We start from the raw sequence: 14,036 nt of genomic DNA, 5'->3' as shown, positions 1-14,036 counted from the left end.
GTGATTATGGTAAGTAAAAGCATGAAATTGGAATAATGGTTATTGTTACTAATGTTGTGGGTGCTCATTAGGGGGGGATTCAAATAAGTGACTTCATAGCCGTAATTGGCTTGTTTAAATAAGCGGTTTATTTGATAAATTATACTTGTATCCTAATTAACCAGTTATAACAGTTTGAATAATTGATAGTTTAGTGTATAAAATTTAAACATGAAAGCAACGCTGTGCTAATTTATCTATGATAAACTAAGTTCGGTATAAATGAAGTTTGGATCTAGGGTTATGAAAGCATGGTTTACAACCTACTTACAATTAGATAAGGATATTGAAAGTAACTTTTATCGTAAAAAAGTGACTAGTAAGTTTATCTTATTACTCTCTTTTATAATTCTTTCAACCTTGATGATTGGTAACTTCATTTATAGCAATACCGCTATTTTTTATGTCAATCTATGTTTGTTCATCACAATGTCGGTGATACTTTTCTTGCCAGGAAAATTGCGTAAGTATGCTTCCCATATTGTTTTACATTTTATGGGACTGGGTGTTCTCTTGGTTGTTTACTTCAATCACGGTAGAGAATATACCCCTATTTGGTACTTTCTGTATATATTTCTTGTTATGTCTTTGTACGGGCATAAAGTTGGCTTACGGATATCTCTCGCTTTTCTGACTATATTGTTAATAGAATTGTTTTCATTTACTAGCAGCACAGTCACCATGATGGAATTTGTCCGTTTTACTATGGTTGCTTGTTTTACTTTATTTTTTGCCTATTTGGCAGAGATGCTTATTTCGAGAACCTTTGAAAAATTAATTACCGCAAAAAGTCAGTTAGAAAAATTAACAAAAACTGATGCCTTAACAGGACTATTTAATCGCCGACATTTTGATGAAGTTTTACCACAGCAAATGAGCAGGGCTAATAGAAGTCATGAATTACTTGCGCTTGCCATCATAGATATTGACCATTTTAAAAGTTATAACGATACTTTTGGCCATCCTGCGGGTGATGTTGCACTTGTTGCTTTGGCTAATCTATTAAAGGTACAAATGAAGCGCGGCAATGATGCTGTGTTTCGTTTGGGAGGAGAGGAGTTTGCACTGTTATATCAGGCGAAAAATGAACAAAGTGCATTAATTTTGATTGAAGATATTAGAGTGGCTGTCGAAAGTTTGCAGCAATATTGTGAACTTGAAAAGAAAATCACCATATCTGCGGGTTTATTATTGATTGACTCCCAACAAAATATCTCGGTAGAAAGTGCTTATGAATTAGCCGATAAACTATTATATCAGGCAAAAAATTCAGGTAGAAATAAAGTTGTTATATCAAAATGACAAGCTAATAACCTAGAAGTTAATAGCTTGTCATTATTCGCTAGTTTTACTTAGTTGGGATATTAGCCAAAACCGCAACTAGTAATTGCCAATATTGTGCAACGGTGGCGATTTCTATTTTCTCATCAGGAGAATGAGGGAATTTAATCGTTGGTCCAATAGAAACCATATCCCAATGTGGGTAAGCTGTTTTAAACAAACCACATTCCAAGCCAGCATGGATTACCATTACCGCAGGGATTTTATTAAATATACTTTGATAAGTATCTCGTACAGTCTGCATGATGGCAGAATCTGTATTAGGTTTCCAACCAGGATAAGCGCCTGAGAATACAACGTTAGCACCAGCAAGTTCAAACACCGATTGTACTGTACGTTGAGTCTCTAAACGTCCGTCATCGTGTAAACTTCGTATGAGTGTCATGGCACTGAAGTTTTTTCCTCGGGTACGTATAACGCCTAAATTTAATGAGCTCTCTACTATACCTTCAATATCATCACTCATGCGAACTACGCCGTTAGGACAAGCATTAAGGGCACGTAAAATGGCGGCTTGTGTTGCTTTTGTCCAACATTCGTCAAAGTCTTCAGGCGAGATCAATAACATATCTATATCTGTTTCGATAGCGCCTAAATTTGCCTTAATAGTCGATAAATAATCTGCTAAAGCGGTTTTTAATGCTGACACTTTATCTTTAGCAATAACAAAACTAGCGTTGGCTTCACGAGGAATCGCATTACGTAAACTACCACCATTTAATTCAGTTAAGCTGATATCCAAGTTATTGCTGGCGTTTAATAAAAATCGCACTAATAATTTGTTAGCGTTAGCACGGCCAGTATGAATATCAACACCAGAATGACCGCCTTTCAAACCCGATATAGATAAGTTAAAAGCTTGATAATCGTTTGGTACATCCTCAAAAGTGAGTGGGAAACTGGCATTGCCATCAATGCCACCGGCACAACCCATGTAAACTTCACCTTCTTGCTCAGAGTCAGTGTTTATTAAAATGTCACCGTCAAGCCAGCCAGCCTCTAAACCAAATGCGCCGGTCATGCCCGCTTCTTCATCAATGGTTACCAATACTTCTAGCGGACCATGAGGAATATCATCACTGGCCAATACCGCTAATGCAGAAGCTAAACCAACACCATTATCTGCACCTAAAGTCGTGCCTTCTGCAGTTACCCAGTCACCTGAGTCGATAATATATGGTTTAATTGGATCAGTAAGGAAGTCATGGTCAGTATCATTATTTTTTTGCGGTACCATATCCATATGCGCTTGTAAGATAATACCTTTACGGTCTTCCATACCAGCTGTTGCCGGCTTTTTAATGAATAAGTTACCAACAGCGTCTTCTTTAATGGCTAAACCAAGCTCTTTCGCCCAATCTTGGATCCATAAGGATATTTTTTGTTCATGTTTTGATGGATGTGGGATACTGCAAATTTTTTCAAATAGCTGCCACAAGCTGGCAGGTTGCAATTGTGAGAGAGTGCTCATAGCTTTCCTCGATAAATTTTAAGATTACTAACAAGTAGCAGGCATTGCCCAAACTTATAGTTATATGATTAGTTGTTATTGCTATTATTTGTCGGCCATTAAAAATTGCCATTGTTCATTAAAGTCACTACTCGGCTTTTTAGTATAACCAGAGCGAACATATTGGCTCATTTTACCTTCAGCGAAAGAAACTAATAGACTAGCTAAAGCAGCTTCACTAATAGTAAAGGTTTTGCCTTCACGAAGTTTGCGTTCACGCAATACTTGTTTAAATTGTGATTCTAATTTTTCAAAAAACTGGTGTACCCTATTGCGTAAACGCTCATTTTCACCCATTAATGCATCGCCCGCTAATATTCTACACATACCAGGATTACGCTCAGAAAAAACCAATAAAACATGCAATATGTGATGGCAACGTACCAAGGTTTCTTTATGATCGGAAAGGATTAAATTGATACGTGAAAATATAGATTCCTCAATAAAGTCGATTAAACCCTCAAACATGCGGGCTTTTGACGGAAAGTGGCGATATAAAGCTGCTTCTGAAAAACCGACTTCAGCAGCGAGTTTCGCGGTGGTGATACGCTGCCCTGGACAGTTTTGTAACATTAACGCTAAGGATTCTAATATTTGGTGTTTACGGTTTGGCTTTTGGTTCTTACTTTGTGTGGCGACCATATAAAAATATTCTCTATTGTTATTATTCTGTCCATTATGCTAATAAATTCGCTTATGCTTAAGGTAAATTAAGTTAGCTTAGTTTTCAGCGTTTTTTGCTAGATAATGTTGATTGATTAATGAGACTAGTTGTTTAGCAATTATTTGCTTATTTGCTAAGGGGATCTCTATTTTATCAATAGCGCTATAAAGCGTTAAGGCATTGTCATCACTGTTAAAGCCTTGGCCTGCTTTAGCAACATCATTGGCAGCGATTAGGTCTAAATTTTTGCGCATTAACTTACCACGTGCATAATGCTCTACATTTTGTGTTTCAGCCGCAAAACCGACGATAAAAGGTTTATTAACTAGTTTAGCTACATCGGCAACGATATCGTGGTTTTTAATTAAGGACAATTGCATACTTTCATTATCTTTTTTAATTTTTTCATCAGCAATGTTAGCTACTCGGTAATCGGCAACAGCAGCACAGGCAACAAAAGTTGTCGCCTGTGGCACATGAGTTAGTGCTTGCTGGTGCATTTGATCAGCACTGGTTACTTGAATTAGCTCACAACCTACGGGAGCAGGTATACTTACAGGTCCAGAAATCAACGTCACTTTAGCGCCTGCGCGCAATGCAGCATGAGCTATGGCATAACCCATTTTACCTGAGCTATGGTTAGAAATATAACGCACAGGGTCTATTGCTTCACGTGTTGGCCCAGCAGTAATGACCCAATGTTGGCCTTTTAAATATTTCTCGACAAAAAAGTCACTACTTAAGCTAACTAGCTCATTAACATCTAACATTCGTCCTAAACCAACATCGCCACAAGCCTGTTCTCCAGAGCCAGGGCCCCAGATATGAAGTCCCCATTGCTTTAACGTGTTGATATTTACTTGTGTTGCTTTGGCGTGCCACATCTGCTGATTCATTGCGGGTGCAATAGCGATTGGCGCACTTGTCGCTAAACATAATGTTGACAGTAAATCATTGGCCATACCTGCGGTTATACGGGCAATAATATCGGCAGTAGCTGGAGCGATAATAATTAAATCAGCCCACTTAGCTAATTCAATGTGCCCCATGGCAAGTTCGGCCTGACTATCGAGCAAGCTATCTGAAACATGATTACCCGATACCGCTTGCAGCGTTAATGGGGTAATGAAGGCTTTTGCGCCATCGGTCATAACCACACGCACATCTGCGCCGTGATCTTTAAGTCGACGTACCAATTCTGGTGTTTTGTAGGCGGCGATGCCACCGGTAATGCCCAGTACTATTTTTTTGTCCTGAAGAATTTGCATAAGCTGCTAATCTTAAAGTAAACAATAAGGCGGATAAGATAACATTTATTATCTTTATTTAGAAATAACTGTTGCTAAATAAAGACAGTTATTCATCGATAAAAAGTAGTGAAATGTAAAGCAAGGATGCACTTATGTTAAAAGAATCTGTGTTGAAGGAATCGCATTTAAAGCAAAGCGTGTTAAAAGACTGGCCAGAGTTAGAGAGGCCACGAGAGAAACTACTACATTTGGGCTCTTCCAGTTTAAGCGATGCTGAATTACTGGCAATATTTTTACGCACCGGGGTTAAGGGCTGTCATGTAGTTGACTTAGCCCGAAAATTACTGAGTAGCTTTGGCAGTTTAGGGGCTGTTTTTTCTGCGAGTCAAGAAGACTTTTGCGCAAGGCATGGGCTTGGAAAGGCAAAATATGTGCAACTGCAAGCTTGTTTAGAAATGTCTAAACGTTACTTAGCTGAGAAAATCAGGGAGACTGATTGTTCTTTAACTTCTTCACAAGCAACACGTGATTATTTATTAAGTGAATTACGTTTTGAAAACCGTGAAATATTTGCCGTGCTTTTTTTAGATAATCAGCATCAAGTTTTAACATTTGAACGTTTGTTTTTTGGCACACTTGATGCGGCGGCTGTTTACCCTAGAGTTGTTGTTGAGCAAGCGATAAAACATCACGCTGCAGCGGTAATTCTAACGCATAACCATCCTTCTGGCGTAGCTGAGGCCAGCATTGCAGATAAGCAAATAACCGATAAATTAATGCAAGCACTACAATTAATCGATGTGCGTGTATTAGACCACATCATTGTTGCTGGTCATCAGTGTTACTCCTTTGCAGAGCATGGTGAGATGACAAATTAACAGGTATATATCTGATAATTTGCGAAAAACATGAAAGGCAATTACTTTTAATAGTGTGGCTTTAGTAAATATTTTAAAAAGAAGGATCACCTTATGACTGATAGTAGCGAGGAACAGGAGCGTCGTAAATCGTTTCGTTTAGATATGGAAAAAGAGTTAGTGGATATAGTTTGGATTGACAAAAGTGGTCAGGAGCATAATAAAAAAATTGCTTGTTTAGACTTTGCTCGTGGCGGATTAAGGTTAGATTGTGATCAAAGTTTAGCCACCAATACTGCAGTAACTGTAGTATTCAAGTCAGCTAATGCGAGTAACCAGAAGCTTTACGGCAAAGTGCTACGAAGTGTGAAACAAGAAAGTGGCTGGTTTGAAATTGCCTTAGTTCTGGATAAAGGTGCTTAGCACAGACCAAGATCATAAGCTTATTTAGGTAAAAGCAATTTCTAGAAAGTGAACTACAATTAGCACGATAAGATGTTAACTATATTGTGGTAAAGGACGGTACTAAAATGATGATATTAGTAGGTGGCGAGAAAGGAGGCAGTGGTAAAAGCTGCTTAGCCCAAAATTTAGCGGTATATTTCGCCGGAAATAAAAAATCAATAGTGTTAATGGTTGATTGTGATCCGCAAAGAACAACCTCCGATTGGATACAAGCTAGAAACGGTGACCCCTCACTACCTGCAATTAACTGCATTCAATTATATGGAAAAATTCGAAATGATTTGCTGAGTTTAGTTCAACACTATGACTATGTAATCGTCGATTGTGGTGGTCAAGATAACTTAGCCTTGCGTGCTGCTATGTCTGTTGCTGATCACGTAGTTATCCCGCTAAGACCTAAAAGGCGAGATCTGAAAACAGTACCTCACATGGAAGATATGCTCAGCACATGTAAAATGGTAAACCCTAAAATGATAGCTTCTTTTCTTATTACTCAATGCCCGTCATTACCAAATCAAGCCGGAAGAATACTCGAAGCTAAAGAGGTGTGTAGCTCGTATGGTATTAATGTCTTAGATGCCGTAACCTATAACCGAAACGTTTATGATGATAGCGAAGAGCAGGGCTCTTCAGTTATTGAAATAGATCCTACAGGTAAAGCTGCGCAGGAAATGATGACTATTGCTGAAGAGTTATTAGCAATGGAACCGGACAATTCACATGAGTTTAACTGATTTAAAAAAGAGTAAAGACAGCAAGAAAAGAAAGAAAATTTTCACTATTGATGAGTTTATCTCTGATTCGGAAGATTATGCTAAAGGTGCGCCTAAAATTGTTAGTGAGTTAACAACAGACGGCACATGCCATAAATTAAATCTTAAAGAAGCTATTAGTGAAGCTAAACGTTATGTAAAAATGACTGAAGTAGAACACCAGCAAGCAGCAGAAGTTAAGGCGGGTGTTAGCGCAAGAGTTGAAAAGCCATTTCGACGAGCAACCTTTACCTTAAGTGAAGAAGCTATAGGGCAGTTACAAGATTTGTCACAAGGCTCTGACTTAGCTAAATCACACATATTACGTATTCTCATTGATGAATTGTGTAATAAAGAACAAAATGAACAATTGAAGAAGTTACTGCAATCAAGAATAGGTTGATTTTCCCCCTTGAAAGATACAAAATTTAGTCGAAAAATCACTGTTTCGGTGAGGTATTTCTTTATATATCCTATCTAACTATATGAAACTTATTAACAAGTACTATTTTTTGAGTATTTTTCCATTAAGGCTAGTATTAATTATCCAGTTTCTCTATAATATGCCACCTTTTTCAGGATCCCGAGACGACGGTCTTGGGGAAAATATAGCTCGAGCTGAAATTAATATTGGAGTACTCACATGTCTAAAATTTGCCAAGTAACAGGCAAAGTGCCAATGGTTGGAAACAACCGTTCTCACGCAAGAAACGCGACTCGTCGTCGTTTTTTACCTAACCTTCAATCTCACCGTTTTTGGGTTGAGAGCGAAAATCGTTTCGTTAAATTACGTTTAACTCCGAAAGGAATGCGTATTATCGATAAAAAAGGTATTGATGTTGTTTTAGCAGACATCCGTGCCCGTGGCGAAAAAGTTTAATAACTTTATTATTCTAAGGAAAATACTATGCGCGATAAAATTCGTTTAGTTTCTAGTGCTGGTACTGGTCATTTTTATACTACTGATAAGAATAAAAAGACTATGCCTGAGAAAATGGAAATCAAAAAATTTGATCCAACCATTCGTAAGCACGTAATCTATAAAGAAGCTAAAATTAAGTAATTAATTTTGTTTCTACTAAAAGCCCGGTTTATACCGGGCTTTTTTATATCTAAAATATGATGCTTGTCGCATATATACATGCGTATCGGCAGCTAAACGCGCTATTTTATAAAAATTTCAGTATGATATAACTACTTGCTATATTGGAAAACTTAAATGAAATTATCTAAGACAGGCTGGAACAATGTCATTATTTTTTCAGTGATGATTATCATTTTATTAATTAATGCCACTAACGATAAACTCTTCCCAAACGAAGAAGATAGAAATAATGCCGAACAGCTTATTTTGCCAGCAAACAGTGTGATTTTAACCTTGCTAATAGAGCTAACAGAAAGCCAGCAGGTTTTATTTGAACGTGTCGGTCGCAGTTGGCAATTAACAACTAAAGGCATAATACTGGAAAAAAATGGTCAGCAGATTGAGCAAATGATGTTTGCTTGGCAACAAAGCAATGGTTTAGTGCAAGCGGCTGAAATTGTCATTGATAGCGAGCAGGGAATAACAGTAAAAATTGCTTTAGCGGGTGAGCCGCAAGAGCGAACCCTTGTACTATACCCACTTAGCGATCAATTATTGATCTATCAGCAACGAGATAACAGGTGGTTAGCACTACCCGCTACACTCGCGCAGCAGCTAATACCTTTTCATTTGTAGACGTTTGCTCTCATCAGATAGCAGTGCAATAGTAGGAATAAATTATGCCAGAATTACCCGAAGTTGAAGTATGCAGGCGTGGGATAGAACCACATGTATTAAACCAAAATGTCAGTAATGTAGTAGTCCGTAATGCTAAAATGCGTTGGCCTATCACCCCGACCATTTCAGATATTTGTGGTGAAAAGATTATCTCGATTAATCGCCGTGCTAAATATCTTTTACTTGAGACATCTAAAGGCACATTAATGTTACATTTAGGCATGTCAGGTACTATCAGAGTCATTGACAAAGACACGCCGGTCGCAAAACACGATCATTTTGATTTAGTATTAGAATGTGGCTTAGCCTTGAGACTCAATGATCCTCGTCGCTTCGGTTCTGTGTTATGGGTTACTGAAGATATTGACGATCACCGATTAATTAAAAACCTTGGTCCTGAGCCTTTAACTTCTGACTTTACAGCTGATTATTTATATAAAAAGTCACGTAAGAAAACGGTCGCAATAAAAACCTTCCTAATGAATAACCATGTAGTTGTTGGTGTAGGTAACATTTATGCGAATGAAGCATTATTTCAAGCGAAAATCATACCTACAGTTGCGGCTGGTAAAGTAAGTCGTAAACGATTTGAAGATTTGACGGTGCTTATTAAAACGGTGTTGAGTAAGGCAATCAATCAGGGTGGCACTACATTAAAAGACTTTACTCAAGTAGACGGTAAACCCGGATATTTTGCTCAACAACTACAGGTTTATGGCCGTTCAGGTAAACCTTGTTTTATTTGCAAAGAAAAACTGAAGGAAATAAAACAAGCAGGGAGGGCAACGGTCTATTGTCCGCAATGTCAAAGTAAGTAATATTCTCTTTCGAAAGTTCTTGTGAACAAATCAATAAGGCTTGTTTTAATAGGGTAGAGTTACTAAAAAATTGTATTCAATAATGTATCTACGCCTTATTTAATATAATCATCTGCTGCCTAGTAAATACGAGGCATACAAATCAAAATTAAAGATACAATTTTTATGTATTATTCTCGATCAAGTATGCCGTTTAGGTATAAGCACGCACATTATTACTCAACAAGTCAGTAAAGCAATCGTTCGTAATAGCCCTTTAAAATGGCTTATTCCAGACGAGGTTCACTCTTAGAAGGTTTATACTGTACTTGATGTTAATAGGCGCGCTAAGTTTCTCCTATTGCGCTTCTCAACTGGGACTTTATTATTACATTTAGGTATGCCAGGTACCATAAGAGTAATTGAGCTTGATACCCCTGTAGCCAAATATGATCATTTTGATTTAGTATTTTAACCTAGCAAAGTATTACGTTTGAATGACCCTCAACGTTTTGGTGCGGCATTATGATTAGCTAATGCTCAAGATGAACTTGGATATTAACTAACCTGAACTCTGGATAAGCAGCACTTACTCAAGACTCCCCTTTATCCAATTCTCAGCGTTAAAACGTCGATAAATAACCCGTTATTCATAAACGTTTTGCCTTGATAATAAAATAAATTGAAACATTGATAGGATTTATCGCGACTTAATCCTGTTAATTTTATTGTTAATAACCGTAAGTTGTTGTTTTTACTTAAACACCAAGCACTGATTATCCAGAGTTCAGGTTAACTAAGTTGGGACCTGAGCTACTTAGTAATGATTTTTCAGCTGAGAAATAATATGACTAACCAATCTTGCTATTAATTTTGTTCCAGTGCCAGTTTTACAATGGGATGAACAAATTGACTAACATCGCCTTGGTGAAGAGCAACTTCTTTTACCAGGGTTGAAGAAATAAAAGAGTTTTCTTCAGCAGGTGTCAGAAATACGCTTTCAAGGTCAGGAGATAAGCGACGATTCATATTGGCTAGTTGAAATTCATATTCAAAGTCTGAAACTGCACGTAAACCTCGAATAAGTACTTTAGCTTGATGTTGCTTAGCAAAATCTACCAATAAGCCAGTAAAACCAACTACAGTCACATTCGTTAAATCTTGGGTAACTTGCTCAAGCATGGCAACACGTTGCTTTAAGTCAAACCGTGGTTGCTTACTAGGACTTGCGGCGACACCTATAATTACTTGACTGAATAACTTACTTGCGCGAACAATCAAGTCGCTATGACCATTGGTTACGGGATCAAAAGTACCTGGGTATATTGCTTTTATTGTCATTATTTACTGTTTTATTAACGGTTGTTAAACATTATTGTAATAGTAGAAGTGACGTAGTGACAAGTTTTTAAAGCTTTCAGTATCAAGCTAAGCAGCGGATAATCAGCAAAAATGAATAATTAATCACAAAAAAAAGTAAAAAATCTTAAAGTATTTACTCAAAACACTTTATATATACTGAATTTTGATAGTATTATTGTGCTAGTTTTAATCAAATCAAATAAGAAGTAGTAGCATGAAAACCCGCGATAAAATAATCCAAGCCAGTATTGAATTATTTAACGAGCAAGGAGAGCGTAATGTTACCACTAATCATATTGCTGCCCACTTAGCCATTAGCCCTGGAAATTTGTATTATCACTTTCGTAATAAAGAAGATATTATTTTATCTATTTACGAAGAATATGCCAGGAGCTTACTGTTAGAGACTCTGCCAAAGGTATCTTCGGACTTAAAGCCACTTGACTCACTTGTGTTATATATGGATTCAGTTTTCCAAACGACGATGAAATTTCGCTTTTTTTATAGTAACCTGCCGGTATTATTGGATAAAAGCCCTATTTTGCGTGAAAAATATGTGGAAGTGCAACAGTCCATTTCTGAGCGTGTCAGTCAACTACTAATTTCGTTAAGAGCCGCTGATTTCATCGATTTTGAGGATGATGACTTGGCAGATATTGTTAGTATATTACGATTGATAAATACTTTTTGGGTAAGTTTTTACCAAACTCAGACTATAGTAAATGAAGTTAATGATTCAGTCTTTTATCAAGGCGTACTTAAAATATTAGTCATTTTACGCCCATATACTAAAGAACATGCAATTAGCGAGCTTAATCAAGCGCGTGATGTATACCAGCAAAGATATCAAGAAGAAGCAGAAACAGTTTAAGTAGTGAAAAGTTTGTTAAGCAGTTAATTCAAATTGAAAATTATCTGGTTTTTCATACCCCTGACTTATTTTGAAGTAATAACTTTCAACACGTAGGGCACGTTGCTGAACGTCATTAGACTGCTCACTATTAATGCTTTGAGTCGAGGCAAGTTGGTGATTTGATGAGCTGGAAAGAATAGCGTCTTGTGCGGTCAATGTCTGATTGATTAATGTATCAAAATCATTACTTTCATCGTTTTGATTCTTATTAAGAGTCGAATTCGATTGTATATTTAGATTGTTATTAGCATTACTGGATTGAGTTGCAGCATCACTTTTTAGTGCTAATAGTTCTGATTGTGCAGCTAGAATAGTTTGTGCTGCACTAGCGGCAACGCGAGTATCTTGTGTTGATGGGCTTGCCGGTGCTAATGCTGCAGCATGTATTTTTTGCATTTTAGTTATTGTCGCTTGTGGATCACCTGCGACACTGCTTAAATCGACAGCCACTTCACCACCAACCGCATATTTCTTGCCATCAGGGCCTACTTCAAAAGTAAATGATGGAGAGCCAGTCGCTGAACCCCCTGCTGTAGCATGAGCCAATTCATGGGTTCTTACTTCTTTATCTCTTTGTTGTAGTTGATTAATAATTTTTTCATCGATCTGTTCTTGTTGAATTATTTCATTATCTTGTTCTGTTTCTGAAGAAGTAGTGTTAGCATTTTCAGTTTTCTCATCTTGTTGATGTTCTGCATTGTGCTGGGATTCTTGTTCTCCCTGCTGGCCACCTTGTTGTTTCTCTTGTTCCGCTATAGTGCTAGCAGCCTGCTCGGCTTGCTTTCTTAAGTTAGCAAAATCGACTTGTTCGTTTACTTGGGCGGGAGTACGGGCACGCTCTTTATCTGAAGCGACACCTTTTTCTGCCGCAGATGGGTTGGTAGCGACCACTTGGGTGATTATTTCACGTTGATGATTTTCGCGACGCAAGCCCTCCGTTGATGGATTCACCACGGTTGCTAGGGGTAAGCTTGCTGTATGCGGGGTAATATTCATGAGACAAATAATTTACCTGTCAATAAAGCGAACAGTTATAAACTCTTAGGCAGTTACATCCAGTAGTGTGCCAAGTGAGTCATCAGCACTTTTAATTACTTCTACTGAGGCCTTAGCCTGAAATTCAGCCACTTTCAAATTAACAATTGCTTGGTTTAAGTCAGGTATTTCTTGGTTGTTATTAGGATTAGTCACTTCAGTATTGACTTCGCCAATAGTGGCTGAGCTTGTTTGTTGCTCAGCAGGTAAAGTTGTACTGGCGACAATATCACTCGCGGCTTGATCAGCTTTTGCTTGCGCATTTTGTAAGCCTTGTAGCCCTGAATTAAATGCAGATGGTATTTCCACGGGTAATGCTCCGCTGTTTATAAGCTGTATTGGTTAATTATTAATCTAAAAAGAGTAAAAGTAAAGCTGAAATCATCATAATTTAAGCTATATAGAGGTTTATTCTTTAGTCAAAGTTGGATTTTAACCAAGCGCATAACACTTGATAAAAGTCATCAAGGTGGGAGATAAATGGTGCATGCGAGGCATGTTCGAATAGGTGATGGTCACTATTTGGAACTAAATCATTGATTTGTTCGATCACTGCCTTGGGTACTAGGCTATCGTTATGACCGTATAAGCGTAAAAAAGGTTTTTTGATAGTTGATATCTGTTGACGTAAATCGCACTGGCTTAGTAATGCCAGCGAGTCTGCTAAGGTTTTCTTGCTAGGTAGGTTATGCGCCATAACTAACTGGGTGATTAGTTTTAAATCTTGCCTGATGTGAGGGCTGCCCATCGCTTGAATTTTCAAGAAACCGCTAATGGTTTTTTCGGTATCTTTGGCAAGTTGGCTATGAAAGCTATTAAGTACGTTTTCTTTTATTCCGGGCCAATCCGTTACCGGTTGGTCGACAAAATATGGCGTACTGGCAACGGTGATTAATGCCAAGACTTTGTTTGAATATTTTAGCGACATTTCAGTTGCGATCAAACCGCCTAATGACCAACCTAAGTAGATAGCAGGTTGAGTAATTATTTTATCAATTTTCTGGCAAATATTGGCTAAAGTGTAGGGCTTTATCTCGACACTGCTATTAGTACCAAAACCAGGCAGGTCGACAGTAATTATTTGGTAGTTATTTTCTTTATTCTCGTTGAATAAAGCTAGTAGTGGTTGCCAAACACCTGAATTTAAACCCCAACCATGAAGAAGAACAATAGGAATGGCATTTTTTTTAGGGCTGTTATTCGAGCAGTATGTTGAAAATGATAAGTTTTTTGCCATGCTTATAAAGGTACTATAAATATAAAAACAACAGTTTATATCATATAAACTG

18 protein-coding genes and 1 pseudogene are annotated in these 14,036 nt (G+C 37.6%); 11 read left to right on the top strand and 8 right to left on the bottom strand.

From position 1 onward, the window contains the following. Positions 1–282: 282 nt before the first annotated feature. Positions 283–1,341 carry a diguanylate cyclase gene (locus tag GAB14E_RS23815; RefSeq protein WP_052093377.1) on the top strand — a complete coding sequence of 353 codons (1,059 nt, stop codon included), beginning with the start codon at positions 283–285 and terminating at the stop codon, positions 1,339–1,341. Positions 1,342–1,387: 46 nt separating this feature from the next. Here GAB14E_RS23815 and GAB14E_RS21285 read toward each other — a convergent pair whose 3' ends face one another. From GAB14E_RS21285 to coaBC, 3 genes are all read right to left on the bottom strand, one after another. Beyond that, a complete protein-coding gene (locus tag GAB14E_RS21285; protein WP_033080355.1) occupies positions 1,388–2,851 on the bottom strand; it encodes an aminoacyl-histidine dipeptidase in 1,464 nt (487 codons plus the stop codon). A gap of 84 nt (positions 2,852–2,935) precedes the next feature. Beyond that, positions 2,936–3,532, bottom strand: coding sequence for a nucleoid occlusion factor SlmA (gene slmA, locus GAB14E_RS21290; RefSeq protein ID WP_033080354.1), 597 nt, complete (start codon positions 3,530–3,532; stop codon positions 2,936–2,938). Between the two features lie 78 nt (positions 3,533–3,610). Then, on the bottom strand, positions 3,611–4,822 hold the full coding sequence (coaBC, locus tag GAB14E_RS21295) for a bifunctional phosphopantothenoylcysteine decarboxylase/phosphopantothenate--cysteine ligase CoaBC (protein WP_033080353.1): 1,212 nt from the start codon (positions 4,820–4,822) through the stop codon (positions 3,611–3,613). Between the two features lie 134 nt (positions 4,823–4,956). Between coaBC and radC the strand changes: the two genes are divergently transcribed. From radC to GAB14E_RS25220, 9 genes and pseudogenes are all read left to right on the top strand, one after another. Continuing rightward, positions 4,957–5,682, top strand: coding sequence for a RadC family protein (gene radC, locus GAB14E_RS21300; RefSeq protein WP_052093375.1), 726 nt, complete (start codon positions 4,957–4,959; stop codon positions 5,680–5,682). A 93-nt stretch (positions 5,683–5,775) separates the two neighbouring features. Then, on the top strand, positions 5,776–6,084 hold the full coding sequence (locus GAB14E_RS21305; protein WP_033080352.1) for a PilZ domain-containing protein: 309 nt from the start codon (positions 5,776–5,778) through the stop codon (positions 6,082–6,084). A 107-nt stretch (positions 6,085–6,191) separates the two neighbouring features. Further along, positions 6,192–6,860, top strand: coding sequence for an AAA family ATPase (locus tag GAB14E_RS21310; RefSeq protein ID WP_033080351.1), 669 nt, complete (start codon positions 6,192–6,194; stop codon positions 6,858–6,860). Continuing rightward, complete coding sequence (locus GAB14E_RS21315) at positions 6,847–7,281, top strand: hypothetical protein (protein WP_033080350.1); 435 nt, start codon at positions 6,847–6,849, stop codon at positions 7,279–7,281. The genes GAB14E_RS21310 and GAB14E_RS21315 overlap by 14 nt, the downstream gene beginning before the upstream one ends. Before the next feature lie 240 nt (positions 7,282–7,521). Next, the gene (gene rpmB, locus GAB14E_RS21320) at positions 7,522–7,758 is read left to right on the top strand and encodes a 50S ribosomal protein L28 (RefSeq protein WP_033080349.1); all 237 of its coding nucleotides are present in this window, start codon (positions 7,522–7,524) and stop codon (positions 7,756–7,758) included. A gap of 27 nt (positions 7,759–7,785) precedes the next feature. After that, entirely contained in the window at positions 7,786–7,941 is a 156-nt protein-coding gene (rpmG, locus tag GAB14E_RS21325; protein ID WP_011041084.1) for a 50S ribosomal protein L33, read from the top strand. 156 nt (positions 7,942–8,097) lie between these two features. Beyond that, entirely contained in the window at positions 8,098–8,598 is a 501-nt protein-coding gene (locus GAB14E_RS21330; RefSeq protein ID WP_033080348.1) for a hypothetical protein, read from the top strand. Between the two features lie 44 nt (positions 8,599–8,642). Next, positions 8,643–9,458, top strand: coding sequence for a bifunctional DNA-formamidopyrimidine glycosylase/DNA-(apurinic or apyrimidinic site) lyase (gene mutM / locus GAB14E_RS21335; protein WP_033080347.1), 816 nt, complete (start codon positions 8,643–8,645; stop codon positions 9,456–9,458). 313 nt (positions 9,459–9,771) lie between these two features. After that, positions 9,772–9,912, top strand: a pseudogene (locus GAB14E_RS25220) (DNA-formamidopyrimidine glycosylase family protein); the annotation flags it as partial. Positions 9,913–10,043: 131 nt separating this feature from the next. On the opposite strand, the gene GAB14E_RS25635 reads toward GAB14E_RS25220, so the two are convergent. Next, positions 10,044–10,214: a GH36 C-terminal domain-containing protein gene (locus GAB14E_RS25635; protein ID WP_414734050.1), complete on the bottom strand. Its 171-nt coding sequence runs from the start codon at positions 10,212–10,214 to the stop codon at positions 10,044–10,046. 90 nt (positions 10,215–10,304) lie between these two features. Further along, positions 10,305–10,778: a pantetheine-phosphate adenylyltransferase gene (gene coaD, locus GAB14E_RS21340; protein ID WP_033080346.1), complete on the bottom strand. Its 474-nt coding sequence runs from the start codon at positions 10,776–10,778 to the stop codon at positions 10,305–10,307. A 235-nt stretch (positions 10,779–11,013) separates the two neighbouring features. On the opposite strand from coaD, the gene GAB14E_RS21345 reads away from it, so the two are divergent. Continuing rightward, positions 11,014–11,670 (top strand): TetR/AcrR family transcriptional regulator, encoded by a 657-nt coding sequence (locus tag GAB14E_RS21345; RefSeq protein ID WP_033080345.1) that lies wholly within the window; start codon positions 11,014–11,016, stop codon positions 11,668–11,670. Between the two features lie 15 nt (positions 11,671–11,685). Here GAB14E_RS21345 and GAB14E_RS21350 read toward each other — a convergent pair whose 3' ends face one another. The 3 genes from GAB14E_RS21350 to bioH form a co-directional block, all read right to left on the bottom strand. After that, a complete protein-coding gene (locus tag GAB14E_RS21350) occupies positions 11,686–12,708 on the bottom strand; it encodes a putative metalloprotease CJM1_0395 family protein (protein ID WP_033080344.1) in 1,023 nt (340 codons plus the stop codon). Between the two features lie 45 nt (positions 12,709–12,753). Next, positions 12,754–13,056, bottom strand: coding sequence for a hypothetical protein (locus tag GAB14E_RS21355; RefSeq protein WP_033080343.1), 303 nt, complete (start codon positions 13,054–13,056; stop codon positions 12,754–12,756). 106 nt (positions 13,057–13,162) lie between these two features. Continuing rightward, positions 13,163–13,984 (bottom strand): pimeloyl-ACP methyl ester esterase BioH, encoded by an 822-nt coding sequence (gene bioH, locus GAB14E_RS21360; protein WP_033080557.1) that lies wholly within the window; start codon positions 13,982–13,984, stop codon positions 13,163–13,165. Positions 13,985–14,036: the final 52 nt, after the last annotated feature.

This window comes from Colwellia psychrerythraea (assembly GCF_000764185.1).
In the GTDB taxonomy this organism is placed as follows: Bacteria; Pseudomonadota; Gammaproteobacteria; order Enterobacterales; family Alteromonadaceae; genus Colwellia; species Colwellia psychrerythraea_B.
Note: the sequence above shows the minus strand (reverse complement) of the source record. Positions and strands in the feature narration are given on the sequence as shown.